This window comes from Bradyrhizobium sp. Pa8 (assembly GCF_052588265.1).
Genome location: NZ_CP176767.1, coordinates 823,864 through 840,396, shown reverse-complemented (window position 1 = coordinate 840,396; position 16,533 = coordinate 823,864). Strand labels below are relative to the sequence as shown.

Genomic DNA, 16,533 nt, shown 5'->3' with positions numbered 1-16,533 from the left:
ATCATGCTCGATCAACCCTCTGCGCTCATCGACATCCGCGGTGTCTGCCGATCCTTCCCGAAAGGCAGCGGCGAACAGCTCCTGGTGCTGGACAAGGTCGACCTGACGATCCGCTCGGGCGAGATCGTCGGCCTGCTCGGCCGCTCCGGCTCCGGCAAGTCCACCTTGCTGCGGATCATCGCCGGCCTGGTCAGCCCGTCTGCGGGACAGGCGACCTGTCGCGGCGAGACCATCGTCGGGCCGCCGAACGGCGTCGCCATGGTGTTCCAATCATTCGCGTTGTTTCCCTGGCTGACCGTGCTCCAGAACGTCGAACTCGGACTCGAAGCGCTGGGCGTCGATGCCACCGAGCGCCACAAGCGCGCCCTTGCTGCGATCGACCTGATCGGCCTTGACGGGTTTGAGTCCGCCTTCCCGAAGGAACTGTCGGGTGGCATGCGCCAGCGCGTCGGCTTCGCCCGCGCGCTGGTGGTGCATCCGGACCTCCTGCTGATGGACGAGCCGTTCTCGGCACTCGACGTCCTCACGGCCGAGACGCTACGCACGGATCTGATCGACCTCTGGATCGAGGGCCGGTTGCCGATCAAATCGATCCTGATGGTGACGCACAATATCGAGGAGGCGGTCCTGATGTGCGATCGCATCCTGGTGTTCTCATCCAATCCAGGGCGTGTCGCCGCCGAGATCAAGGTCGACATGCCGCATCCGCGCAACCGGCTCGACCCCCATTTCCGGCAGCTCGTCGACAACATTTACGCGCGCATGACCCAACGCGCCGAACCGAAGGCGCCTCCCGTCGAAGGCATCCTGGGCTCCGGGGTCGGCATGACCCTGCACCACGTATCGTCCAACGTGCTGTCGGGCCTGATCGAGACGCTGGCGGGGCCGCCCTATCACGGACACGCCGACCTGCCCGTGCTCGCAAGCCAGCTCCGGCTCGAGGCCGACGAGATCCTCCACCTCGGTGAGTCCCTGCAACTGCTGCGCTTCGCCCAGCTGAGCGAAGGCGACCTGATGCTCACCGACACGGGCAAGCGTTTTGCCCATCTCGAAACCGACGCGCGCAAGAAGCTGTTCGCCGAGCATCTCGTCACTTACGTGCCGGTGATGGGATTGATTCGCCGCGTGCTCGACGAACGTCCCTCCCATACCGCCCCCGCGGCACGGTTCCGCAACGAGCTCGAAGACTACATGTCCGAGGACTATGCGGACGAGACGCTCAGGACCGTCGTGTCCTGGGGCCGTTATGGCGAGCTGTTCGCGTATGATGAGCAGTCGGAGACGTTCAGCCTCGAAAACCCGGGCGAGAGCGCTTGATACCGCCTGCGGCAATTTGGCTGGAACCGGACAAATTGTGCGTCGAGTTCATATATAATGGGCTTGGTCCGGCGTTCGCCGGGTCAGGTATCCCTTTTCCTTGCGCGCAATGTTGTCCGTCGAACTCATCATCGTCGTCGTCCTGATCGTCATTAACGGCCTGTTGTCCATGTCCGAGCTGGCCGTGGTCTCGTCCCGCCCGGCCCGGCTGTCGCTGCTCGCGGCCAAGGGGGTGCGCGGCGCCGAGCGGGCGCTGACGCTGGCGGCCGATCCCGGAAAGTTCCTCTCGACGGTGCAGATCGGCATCACGCTGGTCGGCGTGCTCTCGGGCGCGTTCTCGGGCGCGACGCTCGGACAGCGGTTGACGCAATGGCTGGTCGAGCTCGGCCTGTCCTCAGGGATTGCCGACATCGTCGGCGTCGGCATCGTCGTCACGCTCATCACCTACGCTACCCTGATCGTCGGCGAGCTGGTGCCGAAACAGGTGGCGCTGCGCGACCCCGAGAGCATCGCGGTCAAGGTCGCGCCCGCGATGCATGTTCTGGCGCGGATCTCGCTGCCGCTCGTCTTCCTGCTCGATCTCTCCGGCAAGCTGATCCTCACGCTGCTCGGCCGCGGCGGCAAGGCCGAGGAGAAGGTCTCGGAGGACGAGATCCATCACCTCGTCAGCGAAGCCGAGAACGCGGGCGTGCTGGAGTCGGGCGAAAAGGAGATGATCGCGGGCGTCATGCGGCTCGGCGACCGGCCGGTCGGCGCGATCATGACGCCGCGCACGGAGGTCAACGAGATCGATTTGAACGATGCGCCGGAGGCCATTCAAGCGATCATCGCGAAGAGCCCGCATTCGCGCTTTCCCGTCTCGGACGGCGATCGCGACAAGCCGATCGGCGTGCTCCAGGCCAAGGACCTGCTGGTCGCCTACATGAACGAGCGCACGCCGGATCTGCGAGCGCTGGTGCGCGAGGCGCCCGGCATTCCGGCATCAGCCGACGCCCGCGACGTGCTGGCGATCCTGAAAGCCGCTCCGGTTCATGTCGGCCTGGTCTACGACGAATACGGCGCCTTCGAGGGTATCGTGACGACGGCTGACATTCTGGAATCGATCGTCGGCGCCTTCCACTCCGAGGAGGGACCGCCGGAGCCGGCCTATGTCAGGCGCGACGACGGCTCGCTGCTGGTCTCCGGCTGGATGCCGGTCGACGAGTTCGGCGAGTTGCTCGGCGTCGAGCTGCCGCCGCACCGCTACAACACGGTGGCGGGCCTGGTGCTGCAACAGTTCAGCGTGCTGCCCAATGTCGGCGATGCCTTCGACTTCGCCGGCTGGCATATCGAGGTGGTCGATCTCGACGGTAGGAGGATCGACAAGATTCTGGCGGGCCGGTTGAGTGAGGTCGAGACGGGGTGATTGCGCACCCAACCCTCCACCCGTCGTCCCGGACAAGCGCGCCCTGAGCGCGCGCCGATCCGGGCCCCATAACCACAGGGAGTGGTTTGACGAAGATTCGTCGTTGCCAGCTTGCCCGGCAACTTCTCCTTGGGGTTATGGGTCCCGGGCTCGCGACTTTGTCGCGCCCCGGGAAGACAGCGGAGTTTGTGGTGCGAGCTCGCGCCAAACGCGCACCCATCACCCGAACCGCACCCCGATCCGCTTCTCCTTGCGCCAGACGACCGTGCAGGCGAGATGCGTTCCGTCGGCCTGGATGACCAGGGTGAAGCGCTCGGGGATACCGACGGGACTGGTGACATCGAGCGCGGCACCCGTATCGGAGAAATTACGGACGGTGCAGTCGATCGCGCCGCCGCCGAACTCGATGGTTCCGGCTTTCAGCACACGGTGCCTGGCTTTGTCGCGTCGCTCGTCCATGGGGCCAATCTACACCCCAAGCTGACACAGACGTTAAAACACAACCACAATCCCCGATGAATTTACACCGCCGCAGGATGAGGCGGATCATGCGGTGACTCCTACGGCGCCGGCTGGAACGACTCCGCCCGCGCCATCTGCCAGGCATCACGGAAGCGCGGATCTTCGGTGCCTTCGAGCAGTTCGCCCGGACGCAGCGACGGATAGAGCTGCGCAAAGGATCGCACCTGGGTGGTCGATGTCCGCTGGCTGAAATGGATCGGACGCAGCTGCTGCGGATGTTCGAGACCGGCCGCTGCGATCAGCTCGGTCAGCGAGTGCAGCGTGGCGTGGTGATAATTATGCACGCGGTCGATCTTGAGCGGCACGTAGAGCGCGCGCGCCCGCGTCGGGTCCTGGGTCGCAACACCGGTCGGGCAGCGGTCGGTGTGGCAGCTCAGCGACTGGATGCAGCCGAGCGAGAACATGAAGCCGCGCGCCGAGTTGCAATAGTCGGCGCCGATCGCCATCGCCCGCGCCATGTCGAAGGCGGTCGCGATCTTGCCGGACGCGCCGATCCTGATGCGGTCGCGCGCATTGATGCCGACCAGCGCGTTGTGGACGAGATTGACGCCCTCGCGCATCGGCATGCCCAGATGGTCCATGAACTCCAGCGGCGCGGCGCCGGTGCCGCCTTCATTACCGTCGACAACGATGAAATCCGGATAGATGCCGGTTTCCAGCATGGCCTTGCAGATCGCCAGGAATTCCCAGGGGTGACCGATGCACAGCTTGAAGCCGGCCGGCTTGCCGCCGGACAAGCGCCGCATCTCGGCGATGAACTGCATCATGCCAACGGGCGTGGAGAACGCGCGGTGCGAGGCCGGCGAGATGCAGTCCTCGCCCATCGTGACGCCGCGGATCTTGGAAATCTCCTCCGAGACTTTTGCCGCGGGCAGCACGCCGCCATGGCCGGGCTTGGCGCCCTGGCTGATCTTGAGCTCGACCATCTTGATCTGGTCCTGGCTCGCGACGCGCGCGAACGCCTCCGGATCGAACGTGCCGTCGAGATGACGGCAACCGAAATAGCCGGAGCCGATCTCCCAGATGATGTCGCCGCCCATCTCGCGATGGTAAGGGCTGAAGCCGCCCTCGCCAGTGTCATGCGCGAAGCCGCCCTTCCTGGCGCCGGCATTGAGCGCGCGCACGGCGTTCGGGCTGAGCGCGCCGAAGCTCATCGCGGAGATGTTGAACACCGATGCCGAATATGGCTTTGCGCAATCGGGCCCGCCGATGGTGACGCGAAACTTCTCCTCGGCGTGCGTCTTCGGCGAGACCGAGTGATGCATCCACTCGTAGCCCTCGCGGTAGACGTCCTCCTGGGTGCCGAACGGGCGCTTGTCGAGCTCCATCTTGGCGCGCTGATAGACCAGCGAGCGGGTATCGCGCGAGAACGGCATGCCGTCCTTCTCGCTCTCGAAGAAATACTGCCGCATCTCGGGGCGTATCTCTTCGAGCAGAAAACGGATATGCGCCGAGATCGGATAGTTGCGCAGCACCGCGTGACTCTTCTGCATGAGATCGCGGACGCCGAGCAGCGTGAGAGCGCCGAAGATCGCGATCGGGATCAGCAGGATGTCGAAGATCTTGCCATCGGCGAGGCCGATGCCGATCAGCAGCGCGGTGACGACCGCGCAGATGGTCAGCACGATGAAGCGCGGCGAGAACGGGAGCAGCAGGGTTTCCATCAGCCCTTCGGGCGAAGCTTGCGTCTTGTTATCGTTGGCCACGACCACATCCCTCTCGTCAGTCTGACAGGGCATGATACGCCCGCGCCACGTCCATGGATATGACGCGGCCCCCGCCTTGAGGCTACCGAATCCGGATGCCGCAAATCAATCCATCCCGCGGCGGGCTTCGCAGTGCAATAGATTCAAATGAAATGACAAATCAGTGACCATGAGGCTGCGCCTCGTGCGGAATGACGCCGTGCTGCTCGAGGCCGCCTCGCGCCAGCCAGGCATCGGTGCTCGCGACCGCGCGCTCGATATGGTCGTCGGTCCGCGAAAAATCGTAGGGCGATCCCACCAGCGGACAGAGCGGCGGCACCACGACATATTCGATGTCGGACGCCAACCCCTCGAGCTCCGCCACCAATTGCCGGGCGATCAGCAGTGTCAGCGCATGCAGGGCATTGGCAACCGCGCCCACCGGCGGGTCCTTCACCGCGCAGGCGTGCCCGGTCGGCAGCACGACCAGCCGTTTTGCGCCTTTCCTGATCGCGACCCGGACCGGGGTGTTCGAGGAGATCGCACCGTCGGCGAGGAACCGATTGCGGTAGTAGACCGGCGAGAACGCGCCGGGGATCGCAGTGGACGCCAGGATCGCGTCCACCGTCGCCCCCTCCGACAACACCACGCTCTCTCCAGAGACGAAATCGGTGGTGACGATGTGCACCGGAAGCGCGGCATCCTCGAGGTTGCGATAGGGGATGTGGTCCTCGACCAGCTTGCGGATGCCGTCATGGGGAATCAGGAAATCGCGCCGCCACATGAATCCGGCGAGGCTCTTCCAGGTGACCGGGAAGACATCATGACGCTTCAGGCCGCGCCAGACGGCTTCAAGCCCGAGCACGCCCTTGAGCGAGGGGTCGCCGGCATAATAGGCGCCGTTGATCGCGCCGACGCTGGAGCCGACGACGAGATCGGCGACGACCCCGTGCCGCGCCAGTGAATGCATCATGCCGACCTGGATCGCTCCAAAACTGCCGCCGCCCGCCAGCACGAAGGCGGTCGGTTTCGGCGGACCATGGTCGATCACGGACAAGATTTGCGCAGCTCCCCCAGCTCTCGCATTGCAACATCGCGGCGAGATTTTGGCGCGAGCTTATAACAAGGGGCGCGCGAGACGCGCCAATAACAAAGTCGAGGGAGGATGGTGAGGGAAGAGGGTGGTGTTAGCGAGTGTGAGGCGGGATGGCAGCCACACTCACCGCCGTCATCCCCGCGAAGGCGGGGATCCATAGCCACAGGGAGGAATTATTGCGCGAGCTGATAACCACGAGTCTTCGCCAAACCACTTCCTGTGGTTATGGGTCCCGGGCTCGCGCTTCCGCCTTCGCTCGTCGAGCTACGGCGGACAAGTCGCGCGCCCCGGGACGACAGCGATGTTGTGGCTACGGAGCGTCAATCAAAAGCCGAACGGCGCTTACCGCTCGACGAACGCCTTCTCGATCACGAAATGGCCGGGCTTGTTGCCGGAGCCCTCGATGAAATCGCGGCCTTCGAACATCACCTTCAGCTCTTCCAGCATCGCCGGGCTGCCGCACATCATGATGCGGTCGGTTTCGATGTCGAGCGGGCCCTGTCCGATATCGTTGAAGATCTGCTCGGAGTTGATGAGGTCGGTGATGCGGCCGCGGTTCTTGAACGGCTCGCGGGTCACGGTCGGATAGTAGATCAGCTTGTCCGCCAGCAGCTCCCCGAACAGCTCGTCCTCGCGCAAGGAAGCAACCAGCTTCTCGCCATAGGCAAGCTCGGAGACCTGGCGGCAGCCATGCACCAGCACGATGCTGTCGAACTGGTCGTAGACCTCGGGGTCCTTGATCAGGCTGGCGAAGGGCGCGAGACCGGTGCCGGTCGAGAGCAGCATCAGCCGCTTGCCGGGAATGAGGTTGTCGGTGATCAGCGTGCCGGTCGCCTTGCGGCCGACCAGGATGATGTCGCCTTCCTTGATCTTCTGGAGGCGCGAGGTCAGCGGACCGTCCTGAACCTTGATCGAGAAGAACTCGAGCTCTTCCTCGTGGTTGGCGCTCGCCATGCTGTAGGCGCGCAGCAGCGGACGGCCGTCGACCTCGAGGCCGATCATGGCGAACTGGCCATTCTGGAAGCGGAAGCCGGTGTCGCGCGTGGCGCGGAAGCTGAACAGCGTGTCGGTCCAGTGCTGGACGGAAAGAACCTTCTCTCGGTAAAACGCGCTCATGATTTTCGATATTCCGAATAATTGCGGTTTTAGGGCAAAAGCATTGCCCGGCCCCCGAAAGCGGGGCGGACACCATTGCCATGGCGGAGGATTTCGCGTGTGTGATCTACGCCATTGAGGCCAATAATCAACCTCGTTCCGGATGCAATTGATGCCGCTCAGACCGGCATTTGCGGCGGAAACGGCCACATCATTAATGAATCTGCTGTCGGGCATGCGCGGCGGGCAATTTCTTTTCCCTTCAGGGCCTGATTGCAGCACTTAATTTCCGTCGCGCTCGCGAGAATTTCATTAAGAATAGCTCTGACTTTCACCCCGGCTTGGCGCCGTTTCCCGCATTTTTGCGGCTTTTTGCGACAGGAACGACTGAACACATGGCAAGCGGCGAGCGGATCTTCGTCCAGGCGATCAGGCGCTATTGCGCGACCCATGGCATCGCGCTCGATGTCCGCGCCGGCGGCTGGCTGCTCGCGATGCGCAGCCGCGCGAAGCGCCATTTCGCATTCGGCTACGACATCGGCCTCAACAGCGCCATCGCGCACCGCCTCGCCAACGACAAATCGGCCACTGCCGAGGTGCTGGCGCTTGAGGGCGTGCCATGCGTTCCGCATCACCTCTTCCTCAACCCGAGCATGGGCGCGCACGTTGCAGGCCCCGATTGGCAGCAAGCGATGCTGGCGCTGCTCGGGCAGAATCCGCAAGGCATCGTGGTGAAACCGAACGAGGGCACGTCCGGACGCGCGGTGTTCAAGGTGACGGGCCGCGACGCGCTTGATCGTGCCGTGACCGAGGTATTTGCATCGAGCCTCGGGCTCGTCATCGCGCCCTATGTCGAGATCGAGGACGAGGTCCGCGTCATCCTGCTCGCTGGTCAGGCGATGCTCGTCTACCGCAAGGAGCGCCCACAGGTCGTTGGCGACGGCGTGCACACCTTGCGTGAGCTGGCGACCGCGGCGGGACATGACGGGGCGCTCTCCGAGCTCGGTACGCGCGAGGTGAACGCCATTGTCCCGAAGGGCGAGCAGCGTATCCTGAACTGGCGGCACAATCTCGACGCGGGTGCGCGGCCGGTGCTCATGGAGGACGGCGAGGTCCGAGCGGCCTGCGCAAAACTCGCCGGAGAAGCCGCCGACGCCATCGGCATCACCTTCGCATCGATCGACGTGGTCCGTGTCGATGGCGTGTGGCGGGTGCTGGAAATCAATTCCGGCGTGATGATGGAAGCGCTGGCGAAGCTGCATCCGGAGCTGGTGCAGGCGACGTACGACGCGGCGCTGGATCGGGTGTTTGCTGGAAACTAGTGCCTGCTGGTTCGCTGCACCCTCCCTTGGAGCGGGAGGGTCGGCTCGCAGCGCGTCAGCGATGCGAGACGGGGTGGGGTGACAGTCTCTCAACATACGCGGTGCCGCTGGAGAGATCACCCCACCCCGCTCGCGCTTCGCGCGATCGACCCTCCCCCTCCAGGGGAGGGTAAGGGAGATCGCCACTAGTTATTCGCGCTCGCGGAATCGTCCATCGACTTGAACGCTTCCTCCAGCTGCAGGGAGATCGGCACGTTCAGACGCTCGCCGGTCGGAAGCCGTGCGATGAACCATTTGTTGTAGAGTGGGATGAGGTCCTGATTGGAGCCGAGCTTGCGGAAGGTACGGTCGACCACCGCCGTCAGCGGAGGCTCACCCTTCCTGAACATGATGCCGTAGGGGTCATAGGACAGGTAATCGCCGGTGACGCGGAACTTGTCCTGCGCCTTGTGGCGCGCGATCAGGCCGGAGAGCAGGATGTCGTCGGTCGCGAATGCATCGGCCTTGCCGTCGACGAGCATCTGGTACGACTGCTCGTGATCCGGCGAGGTGACGATGTTCAGCCCGAGCGAGGACTTCTTGTCGGCCGCCTGGATCGCCTGCTCGTTGGTGGTGCCCTTCGTCACCACCACGGTCTTGCCCTTCAGATCGGTCAGCGACTGGACCTTTGATGCCTTCGGCACCATCAGCTTGGTGCCGGCGACGAATATCAAAGGCGAGAACGCGACGCGCTTGCCGCGCTCGGCATTGGCGGTGGTCGAACCGCATTCCAGGTCGATCTTGTTCTGGAGCACGGCGTCGATGCGGTCGTCCGAGGTAACCTTGACGTAGTCGATCTTCAGGTTGGGATCGTCGACCTCGACGCCGATCTCCTCGACGATGGCCTCGCAGAGTTCGAGGCTGTAGCCGATCGGGCGGCCCGACTGGTCGAGGAAGGAGAACGGCGGCGAGCTCTCGCGATAGCCGAGCCGCACGGTGTGCCTGTTCTTGATGGCCGACAGCGTCGGGCTAAGCCCTTCGCTGCCACCGGTCTGGGCGGAGGCGCCGGTTGCCAGCAGGCACGCCACCGCCGCCAGCAACAGGCCGCCCGATATCGCCGTTGAAAGGCGCATGACGCACTCCCGTCAATGGCCGGCCATCGCGGGCAGTTCGCCCGGAACCATGTCCGGCGTCGCCGCTTCGCCGGGTCCGAGCTCGTGCTCGGGCCCGAGCTCACCTTCCCACTTCGCGACCACGGCAGTCGCGAGCGAATTGCCGATGACATTGGTGGCGCTGCGCCCCATGTCGAGGAACGTGTCAATGCCCATGATCATCAGCAGACCTGCCTCGGGGATGCCGAACTGCGACAGCGTCGAGGCGATTACCACGAGAGACGCACGCGGCACGCCGGCAACGCCCTTGGAGGTGATCATCAACGTCGCGAGCATCGCCAGCTGCGTCGCGAGCGACATCTCGATGTGGTAGGTCTGCGCGATAAAGATGCTTGCGAAGGTGCAGTACATCATCGTGCCGTCGAGATTGAAGGAGTAGCCGAGCGGCAGCACGAAGCTCGAGATCCGCGACGACGCGCCGAACTTGGTCAGCCCCTCCAGCGTCTTCGGATAGGCCGCTTCCGAGCTCGCGGTGGAGAACGCAATCATCAACGGCTCGCGGATCAGTCTCAAGAGATGGCTGTAGCGCGGCCCGATCACGATGAAGCCGACGACCATCAGGATGCCCCACAGGATCGCCAGCGCGAGATAGAAGCCGCCCATGAAGACGACGAGCTTCCACAGCACGCCGAGGCCGTTCTTGGCGACGGTGGCCGTGATGGCGGCCCATACCGCGAGCGGGGCGAACAGCATCACATAGCTCGTCACCTTGAGCATGATGTGAGCGACGTCATCGATCATTGCCAGGATCGGCTTCGACCGTTCCGGCATCGAGCCCATCGCCACCGAGAAGAACACGGCGAAGATCACGATCTGGAGGATCTCGTTCTGCGCCATGGCGTCGGCGATCGAGGTCGGGATCAGGTGGGTCAGGAATTTTTCGATCGAGAAGGCCGAGACCGGCAAGCCGGTCGATTGCCCCGCCTGCGGCAGCGTACCGGGGAAGTTCGCGCCGGGCTGGAGCAGATTGACCATGACGAGGCCGAGCAGCAGCGACACGAAGGACGCGCTGACGAACCAGCCCATGGTCTTGGCGAAGATGCGCCCGAGCCGCGAACCGCTTCCCATATGCGCGATGCCGCCGACCAGGGTCGCGAACACCAGCGGCGCGATGATCATCTTGATCAGGCGCAGGAACATCATGGCGATCAGGTTGATGGAGGAAGCCCATTCGGCTCTGGTGTCGGGCAGGAAGTTGAAGATCGCCGCCCCCATGACGATGCCCAGCACCATCGCGGCCAGAATGTATTGTGTAAACTTGTTCGACATCGCTTACCCCCACCTACACCGGCGCTTCATGATGTCGCAGATATGACGACGACGCAACACGCTTGGCGTGCGCGCGCGATGGCCGGATGTTCCCGTTGCGAAACGGGTCGGCGCGATCTAGCCTTCATGCAGCGCACAACGAATGCGGCTTGCACGTTTTCTCTGCGGCGGCTGCATCAATAATCGTCAAGCAAACGAAGAGGAAACGCCATGAGCAGCAGCATCAATCGCCAGATTCTTCTGGTCGAAAAGCCCAGCGGCAAGCTCGGTGCAGAGCACTTCAAGATGGTCGAGGGTGCGATGCCGGAGCCGAAGGACGGCGAGGCCTTGCTGCAGGTGCGTTACATCTCGCTCGACGCGGCCAACCGCGCCTGGATGCACGGCGCGACCTATCGCTCCGCGGTCGAGGCCAACAGCGTGATGGCCGGCGGCGGCATCGCCGAGGTCGTCAGCTCGAAGGCGCCGGGGCTGGCTGCCGGCGACATCGTGTTCGGCGACACCGGCTGGCAGGAGTTTGCCGCGGTGCCGGCAAAGCATCTCACGAAAATGCCGAAGCTGGAGCCGATGACGCATCTGCTCAGCGTGTACGGCATCGCCGGCCTCACCGCCTATTTCGGCCTGCTGGAGGTCGGCAAGCCCAAAGAGGGCGAGACCGTCGTGGTGTCCGCAGCCGCAGGCTCGGTCGGCTCGATCGTCGGGCAGATCGCCAAGATCAAGGGATGTCGCGTGATCGGCATCGCCGGCGGCGCGGACAAGTGCAACTGGCTGACCTCCGAGCTCGGCTTCGATGCCGCCGTCGGCTACAAGGACGGCGCGGTGTTCAAGGCCCTGCGCGCGGCCGCGCCAAAAGGCATCGACGTCTATTTCGACAATGTCGGCGGCGACATTCTGGAAGCCTGCCTGCCGCAGATGAACAATTACGGCCGCATCGCCTGCTGCGGCGCGATCTCGCAATATGACAGCGCGCCTGCCGCGCACGGCCCGCGCGGCGTGCCCGGCCTGATCGTGGTGAAGCGACTCGTCATGCAGGGCTTCATCGTGATGGACTACATGAAGGAGAGCCAGCGCGCGCTCGCCGACCTCCAGGGCTGGGTCGCATCCGGTAAACTGAAGGTGCAGGAGGACATCATCGCCGGATTGGAGAACACGCCGAAGGCGCTGATCGGATTGCTCGCGGGAGAGAACCGCGGCAAGCGCATGGTCAAGCTCTGACGACGCATTGTTTGAGCATGATCTCCGCGCAAACGCGTTCCGCGTTTGTCGCGAGGGAAAGCCACGGCACACTTTTCCGGATCGTGCTCTAGTTGCGTCGCAATTGCGCCCGTATAATCTACTTGCGGTAGAGGTCGAGGCAGCCAATGATGCTGCACGCGGCATCACCCGCAATGATTGCTTGCATTGCATTTAAAAATCGTCGGCGTTAACCGACAGGGCAGGGAATTTACCCAAATGTTCAACACGTTGAAACATGCATCAACGCGTCGCGCGCTGCTGGCGGCAACGCTCTTCGCAACTGCAACAGGCGCATTCGCGCAAGCGCCGACCGAGGCTCAGAAGAGCGCCATCCGTTCCGCATGCCGCTCCGACTTCATGGCGCACTGCGCGAGCGTCACGCCCGGCGGCGTGGAGGCGTATCAATGTCTCCAGAAGAACATGTCCAGCCTGTCATCGGGATGCCAGACCGTGGTTCGCGCGGTCGAGCCCGCTTCGGCGCCGAAGACTGAAGCTGCGCCCGCCAAGTCTGAACCGGCAAAGACCGAAGCGGCCCCCGCCGCCGGGGCGAAGCCCGCCGCCGCAGCCGCTCCGAAAGCGGCGGCGTCAAAGCAGCCGAGCAGCACGCAGATTGCCGCGGTCAAGAGCGCGTGCCGCGCCGATTATCCCAAGGTGTGCGCCAGCGTGCCGCCGGGCGGCGCCCCAGCCCTCGAATGCCTCGAGAAGAACAAGGCCAAGGTTTCGCCGGCCTGCGAGAAGGCGGTGAGCGCCGCAACCGGTGGCGGCGGCGCCGCTGCAACGGCAGCCCCCGCAGGCGCAGCTCCAGCGGCGGCAGCACCAGCGGCGGCGCCGGCCGTGATCGCTCTGCGCCCGCTGCGGCCGCGCGAAGAGCTGTTCATCGTGCGCTCGGCCTGCGGTGCCGACATCCGCACGCTCTGCGCCGGCGTCGCGCCGGGCGGGGGCCGCATCGTGCAATGCATCTCCAGCAATGCCGCATCACTGTCGCCCGCCTGCAAGGAAGTGCTGGCGCCGTTCGCGGCGCGATAAGCGGCGCGCGATTGCGCGCCAAGGGCGCGCCACCGACCGGCCGCGCGCGAATGAATTTTCGCGCGCCTGCCGCGACAAACCCTTTGCAAGTAACCGATTTCAATCACGACAAGACCGGGAGGACAACATGCGTTCATTTCTGCTTATTGCTGCCGCGCTCCTCGCCTTCGGCGCGAGCATGACCTTTGAGACCACCGATGCCAACGCGGTGGTGTGCGCCCGCGGCGTCTACCGCGCCGGCTGTGCTGGGCCGAATGCGGCCGTCGTGGTGCGCAAGCCGGTTCCCGCGGTCCGCTGTACCAGGGTGCTGGTGAACGGCGTCTACGTGAAGCGCTGCGTCTGACCCCGGATGGCCAAGCCCGCGCCGTTTGGCTATGGTTCGCAACGCCACTGCTTCGGACACGTGCCAGACGCGCATGTCCGGGAGTAGGCTTCGACGCGCCTCGCCTTCGATAATTCCACTGGCGTGGACGGCCGGAGCACATTAGGCTACCCCTAGATAGTAAGTATACTGTCAATTAGGGAGGCAGACGTTGCGGATCGCCGTGATTGGCGGGGGGCCCGGTGGGCTCTATTTCGCCTATCTCTGGAAGAAGCGTCACCCCGAGGATCAAGTCGACCTGTTCGAACAGAACCCGGCCGACGCGACCTGGGGCTTTGGCGTCGTGTTCTCCGATCAGGCCCTGGAATTCCTGCGCGCCGACGACCCCGAAACGGTCGATGCGATCGCGCCGCACATGGAGAGCTGGGAGAACATCACGCTCAACCTGCACGGCGACAGCGTCGCCATCGACGGCGTCGGCTTCTCCTCGATCGGCAGGCTGGAGCTCTTGCAGTTCCTCCAGCAGCGCGCGCTCGACGCCGGCGTCACGCCGCGCTTCGACACGCAGATCCACGCCATCGACCAGCTCAACGGCCACGACCTGATCGTCGCGGCCGACGGACTGAATTCGCTGGTGCGGCGCGCCTATGAGGGCGATTTCGGGACGTCGCTGTCCTACTCCTCCAACAAGTTCGTCTGGTACGGGACCTCAAAACGCTTCGACACGCTGTCGCAGACCTTCGTGAAGACCGACCGCGGCGCCTTCAATGCCCATCACTATCGCTACTCCCCGACCATGAGCACCTTCCTGGTCGAATGCGACCACGCGACATGGCAGGCCTATGGCTTCGCCTACAAGGATGCAGAGCAGTGCAAGGGCGTCTGCGAGGAGGTCTTTGCCGACACGCTGGGCGGCCACTGCCTGGTCTCCAACAAGTCGGTCTGGCGCAACTTTCCCTGGGTCTGGAACGAGCACTGGTCGTTCAAGAACATGGTGCTGCTCGGCGACGCCCTGCACTCGGCGCATTTCTCCATCGGCTCGGGGACGCGGCTCGCGATCGAGGACGCCATTGCGCTGGTCAAGGCGCTGGAATCGGATGCGCATCTGTCGACCGCGCTGCACCGTTACCAGGCCGCGCGAAAACCGGTGGTAGAGAAGCTCGTCAATGCCGCGCGCACCTCGGCCTTCTGGTACGAGCACTTCGCCCAGCACATGCAGCTCGGCCTGATGGACTTCGCCTACAGCTACATCACCCGCTCCGGCCGCATCGACGACCCCCGGCTGCGCGCGATGTCGCCCGCCTTCATGACGCGCTACGAGGCCGAGAAGAACGGCGGAGATGCCGCATGAGCAGCGAGATCCGCGACCAGGTGCCCGCCGCCAGCCCGGGCGCCCGCGAAATCGGCTTTGCCATTCCGCAAACCTACAATGCCAGCCGCGTGCTATTCGACCAGCTTGCCAAGGGCCGCGGCCACAAGCCCGCGCTGATCGGCCCCGCGGGGACGCGCAGCTATGCCGAGCTTTGCGCGGAAGCTTGCCGCTGGGGCAACGGGTTCGCATCGCTCGGCCTGAAGCGCGGCGACCGCGTGCTGCTGTTCCTCGACGATACCCCCGCCTATCCCGCCGCATTCTTCGGCGCGGTGCGCGCCGGTTTCGTGCCGCTCCTGATCAACACGCTGACGCCGCCGGACCTGCTGCAATTCTATCTCGCCGATTCCGGCGCCGCCGTCGCGGTGGCGGATGCCGAATTCGCGACGCGCTTCGATGCGGAGGCCTGCAAGGCGACCGGCCTGCGCACGCTGATCGTCGTCAACGGCGAAGCGCGCGGCCACGCCGCGCCTGCGGCGATCGCGGCGCCCGGCTGGCTCGCGCAGTTCCCGGCCGAGCTCGCGGAAGCGGACACGCATCGCGACGAGATGGCGTTCTGGATGTACTCCTCCGGCTCGACCGGCCGGCCCAAAGGCATCGTGCATCTCCAGCACGACATGGCCTACAGCAATGCCGCCTTCGCCCAGAACGTGTTGAAGCTGACACCCGGCGACATCTGCTTCTCGGTGCCGAAGATCTTCTTCGCCTACGGTTTCGGCAACTCCGTCACCTTCCCGTTCTCCGCGGGTGCCGCGACGCTGCTGCTGCCGGGCCAGCCGAAGCCTGCATCGATCTTTGCCGCGATCGAGCAATACAAGCCGACGGTCTTCTTCGGCCTGCCGACGCTGTACACTTCACTGACCAAGGCGGAGGGAGCAGACAAGACCAACTTCTCGTCGCTGCGCATGTCGCTCTCGGCGGCCGAGGTCTTGTCTGCGGACGTCTTCAACGGCTGGAAGACTCTCACCGGCCTCGAGATCGTCGAAGGCCTCGGCTCGACCGAGGTGCTGCACATCTATCTCTCCAACCGCCCCGAGCAGAAGAAGCTCGGCGCCGCAGGCCTGCGCGTGCCAGGCTACGAGGTCGCACTGCGCGACAAGGACGGCCGCGACGTCGCCGACGACGAGGAAGGCATCCTGTGGGTGCGCGGCGATTCCAACACGCCGCTGTACTGGAACCGGCCGGACAAATCCGCCGAGACCGTCCGCGAGGGCGGCTGGATCTACACCGGCGACCGTTTCGTGCGCGATGCCGACGGCTTCCACTTCTTCCGCGGCCGTGCCGACGACCTCATCAAGATCTCCGGCCAATGGGTCTATCCGCTCGAGGTCGAGCTGTGCCTCGCCGATCACCCCGACATCCGCGAATGCGCGGTGTTCGCCGCCGAGCTGCCGGACCGACGCATGACGCTGAAGGCGGTGGTGGTGATGAACAACCGCGCGACTGATCAGAATGAGGCGACGCGGCGGCTACAGGATTACGTCAAGGGCAAGCTCTTGCCGTATAAATATCCGCGCGAGGTGATCTTCATCGACGAGCTGCCGAAGACGGGAACGGGGAAGATCGACCGGCAGGCGTTGCTGCGGATGTGACCAACGGCGCCGCCACGTTCTCAGCAATCGTAGGGTGGGCAAAGCGAAGCGTGCCCACGACTTCTCATCCAATGGAGAGATGGTGGGCACGGCGCAAGGGCGCCTTTGCCCTACGAGATTTGGTGCTGG

Annotated in this window: 14 protein-coding genes; 8 read left to right on the top strand and 6 right to left on the bottom strand. The window is 64.4% G+C overall.

The window, feature by feature from the left end; all coding sequences use genetic code 11:
• The first annotated feature begins 3 nt into the window (after nt 1-3).
• Both ACKWRH_RS03960 and ACKWRH_RS03955 read left to right on the top strand, forming a co-directional pair.
• Entirely contained in the window at nt 4-1,317 is a 1,314-nt protein-coding gene (locus tag ACKWRH_RS03960) for an ABC transporter ATP-binding protein (protein ID WP_445219403.1), read from the top strand.
• A gap of 109 nt (nt 1,318-1,426) precedes the next feature.
• Nucleotides 1,427-2,722, top strand: a complete 1,296-nt coding sequence (locus ACKWRH_RS03955; protein WP_248883539.1) for a hemolysin family protein — start codon at nt 1,427-1,429, stop codon at nt 2,720-2,722.
• Nucleotides 2,723-2,941: 219 nt separating this feature from the next.
• On the opposite strand, the gene ACKWRH_RS03950 is transcribed toward ACKWRH_RS03955, so the two are convergent.
• The 4 genes from ACKWRH_RS03950 to ACKWRH_RS03935 all read right to left on the bottom strand — a co-directional run bounded on the left by ACKWRH_RS03950 (nt 2,942) and on the right by ACKWRH_RS03935 (nt 7,141).
• Nucleotides 2,942-3,181 (bottom strand): PilZ domain-containing protein, encoded by a 240-nt coding sequence (locus tag ACKWRH_RS03950; protein WP_028159962.1) that lies wholly within the window; start codon nt 3,179-3,181, stop codon nt 2,942-2,944.
• A 101-nt stretch (nt 3,182-3,282) separates the two neighbouring features.
• A complete protein-coding gene (locus ACKWRH_RS03945; protein WP_445222619.1) occupies nt 3,283-4,908 on the bottom strand; it encodes an FMN-binding glutamate synthase family protein in 1,626 nt (541 codons plus the stop codon).
• A gap of 202 nt (nt 4,909-5,110) precedes the next feature.
• The gene (locus ACKWRH_RS03940) at nt 5,111-5,980 is read right to left on the bottom strand and encodes a patatin-like phospholipase family protein (protein ID WP_445222618.1); all 870 of its coding nucleotides are present in this window, start codon (nt 5,978-5,980) and stop codon (nt 5,111-5,113) included.
• A gap of 387 nt (nt 5,981-6,367) precedes the next feature.
• Nucleotides 6,368-7,141, bottom strand: a complete 774-nt coding sequence (locus ACKWRH_RS03935) for a ferredoxin--NADP reductase (RefSeq protein ID WP_445219402.1) — start codon at nt 7,139-7,141, stop codon at nt 6,368-6,370.
• Nucleotides 7,142-7,515: 374 nt separating this feature from the next.
• Here ACKWRH_RS03935 and ACKWRH_RS03930 point away from each other — a divergent pair, with 374 nt between their 5' ends.
• Nucleotides 7,516-8,442 carry an ATP-grasp domain-containing protein gene (locus ACKWRH_RS03930; protein ID WP_445219401.1) on the top strand — a complete coding sequence of 309 codons (927 nt, stop codon included), beginning with the start codon at nt 7,516-7,518 and terminating at the stop codon, nt 8,440-8,442.
• Nucleotides 8,443-8,627: 185 nt separating this feature from the next.
• Here the strand turns inward: ACKWRH_RS03930 and ACKWRH_RS03925 are convergent, their stop codons facing one another.
• Nucleotides 8,628-9,554, bottom strand: a complete 927-nt coding sequence (locus ACKWRH_RS03925; RefSeq protein WP_445219400.1) for an amino acid ABC transporter substrate-binding protein — start codon at nt 9,552-9,554, stop codon at nt 8,628-8,630.
• Between the two features lie 12 nt (nt 9,555-9,566).
• On the bottom strand, nt 9,567-10,862 hold the full coding sequence (locus ACKWRH_RS03920; RefSeq protein ID WP_445219399.1) for a dicarboxylate/amino acid:cation symporter: 1,296 nt from the start codon (nt 10,860-10,862) through the stop codon (nt 9,567-9,569).
• 210 nt (nt 10,863-11,072) lie between these two features.
• Here ACKWRH_RS03920 and ACKWRH_RS03915 point away from each other — a divergent pair, with 210 nt between their 5' ends.
• The 5 genes from ACKWRH_RS03915 (at nt 11,073) to ACKWRH_RS03895 (ending at nt 16,404) form a co-directional block, all read left to right on the top strand.
• Nucleotides 11,073-12,074: an NADP-dependent oxidoreductase gene (locus ACKWRH_RS03915; RefSeq protein ID WP_445219398.1), complete on the top strand. Its 1,002-nt coding sequence runs from the start codon at nt 11,073-11,075 to the stop codon at nt 12,072-12,074.
• Nucleotides 12,075-12,311: 237 nt separating this feature from the next.
• Nucleotides 12,312-13,121, top strand: coding sequence for a cysteine rich repeat-containing protein (locus ACKWRH_RS03910; RefSeq protein WP_445219397.1), 810 nt, complete (start codon nt 12,312-12,314; stop codon nt 13,119-13,121).
• 127 nt (nt 13,122-13,248) lie between these two features.
• Entirely contained in the window at nt 13,249-13,464 is a 216-nt protein-coding gene (locus ACKWRH_RS03905; RefSeq protein WP_445219396.1) for a hypothetical protein, read from the top strand.
• A gap of 190 nt (nt 13,465-13,654) precedes the next feature.
• Nucleotides 13,655-14,794, top strand: a complete 1,140-nt coding sequence (locus ACKWRH_RS03900; RefSeq protein WP_445219395.1) for an FAD-dependent monooxygenase — start codon at nt 13,655-13,657, stop codon at nt 14,792-14,794.
• Entirely contained in the window at nt 14,791-16,404 is a 1,614-nt protein-coding gene (locus ACKWRH_RS03895; RefSeq protein ID WP_445219394.1) for a benzoate-CoA ligase family protein, read from the top strand. Before ACKWRH_RS03900 ends, ACKWRH_RS03895 begins: the two co-directional genes overlap by 4 nt.
• Nucleotides 16,405-16,533 lie beyond the last annotated feature (129 nt).

Coding starts and splice junctions, on each gene's coding strand:
- ACKWRH_RS03960 (WP_445219403.1), top strand. CDS start 4: ATGCTCGATCAACCCTCTGCGCTCATCGACATCCGCGGTGTCTGCCGA.
- ACKWRH_RS03955 (WP_248883539.1), top strand. CDS start 1,427: ATGTTGTCCGTCGAACTCATCATCGTCGTCGTCCTGATCGTCATTAAC.
- ACKWRH_RS03950 (WP_028159962.1), bottom strand. CDS start 3,181: ATGGACGAGCGACGCGACAAAGCCAGGCACCGTGTGCTGAAAGCCGGA.
- ACKWRH_RS03945 (WP_445222619.1), bottom strand. CDS start 4,908: ATGGAAACCCTGCTGCTCCCGTTCTCGCCGCGCTTCATCGTGCTGACC.
- ACKWRH_RS03935 (WP_445219402.1), bottom strand. CDS start 7,141: ATGAGCGCGTTTTACCGAGAGAAGGTTCTTTCCGTCCAGCACTGGACC.
- ACKWRH_RS03930 (WP_445219401.1), top strand. CDS start 7,516: ATGGCAAGCGGCGAGCGGATCTTCGTCCAGGCGATCAGGCGCTATTGC.
- ACKWRH_RS03925 (WP_445219400.1), bottom strand. CDS start 9,554: ATGCGCCTTTCAACGGCGATATCGGGCGGCCTGTTGCTGGCGGCGGTG.
- ACKWRH_RS03920 (WP_445219399.1), bottom strand. CDS start 10,862: ATGTCGAACAAGTTTACACAATACATTCTGGCCGCGATGGTGCTGGGC.
- ACKWRH_RS03915 (WP_445219398.1), top strand. CDS start 11,073: ATGAGCAGCAGCATCAATCGCCAGATTCTTCTGGTCGAAAAGCCCAGC.
- ACKWRH_RS03910 (WP_445219397.1), top strand. CDS start 12,312: ATGTTCAACACGTTGAAACATGCATCAACGCGTCGCGCGCTGCTGGCG.
- ACKWRH_RS03905 (WP_445219396.1), top strand. CDS start 13,249: ATGCGTTCATTTCTGCTTATTGCTGCCGCGCTCCTCGCCTTCGGCGCG.
- ACKWRH_RS03895 (WP_445219394.1), top strand. CDS start 14,791: ATGAGCAGCGAGATCCGCGACCAGGTGCCCGCCGCCAGCCCGGGCGCC.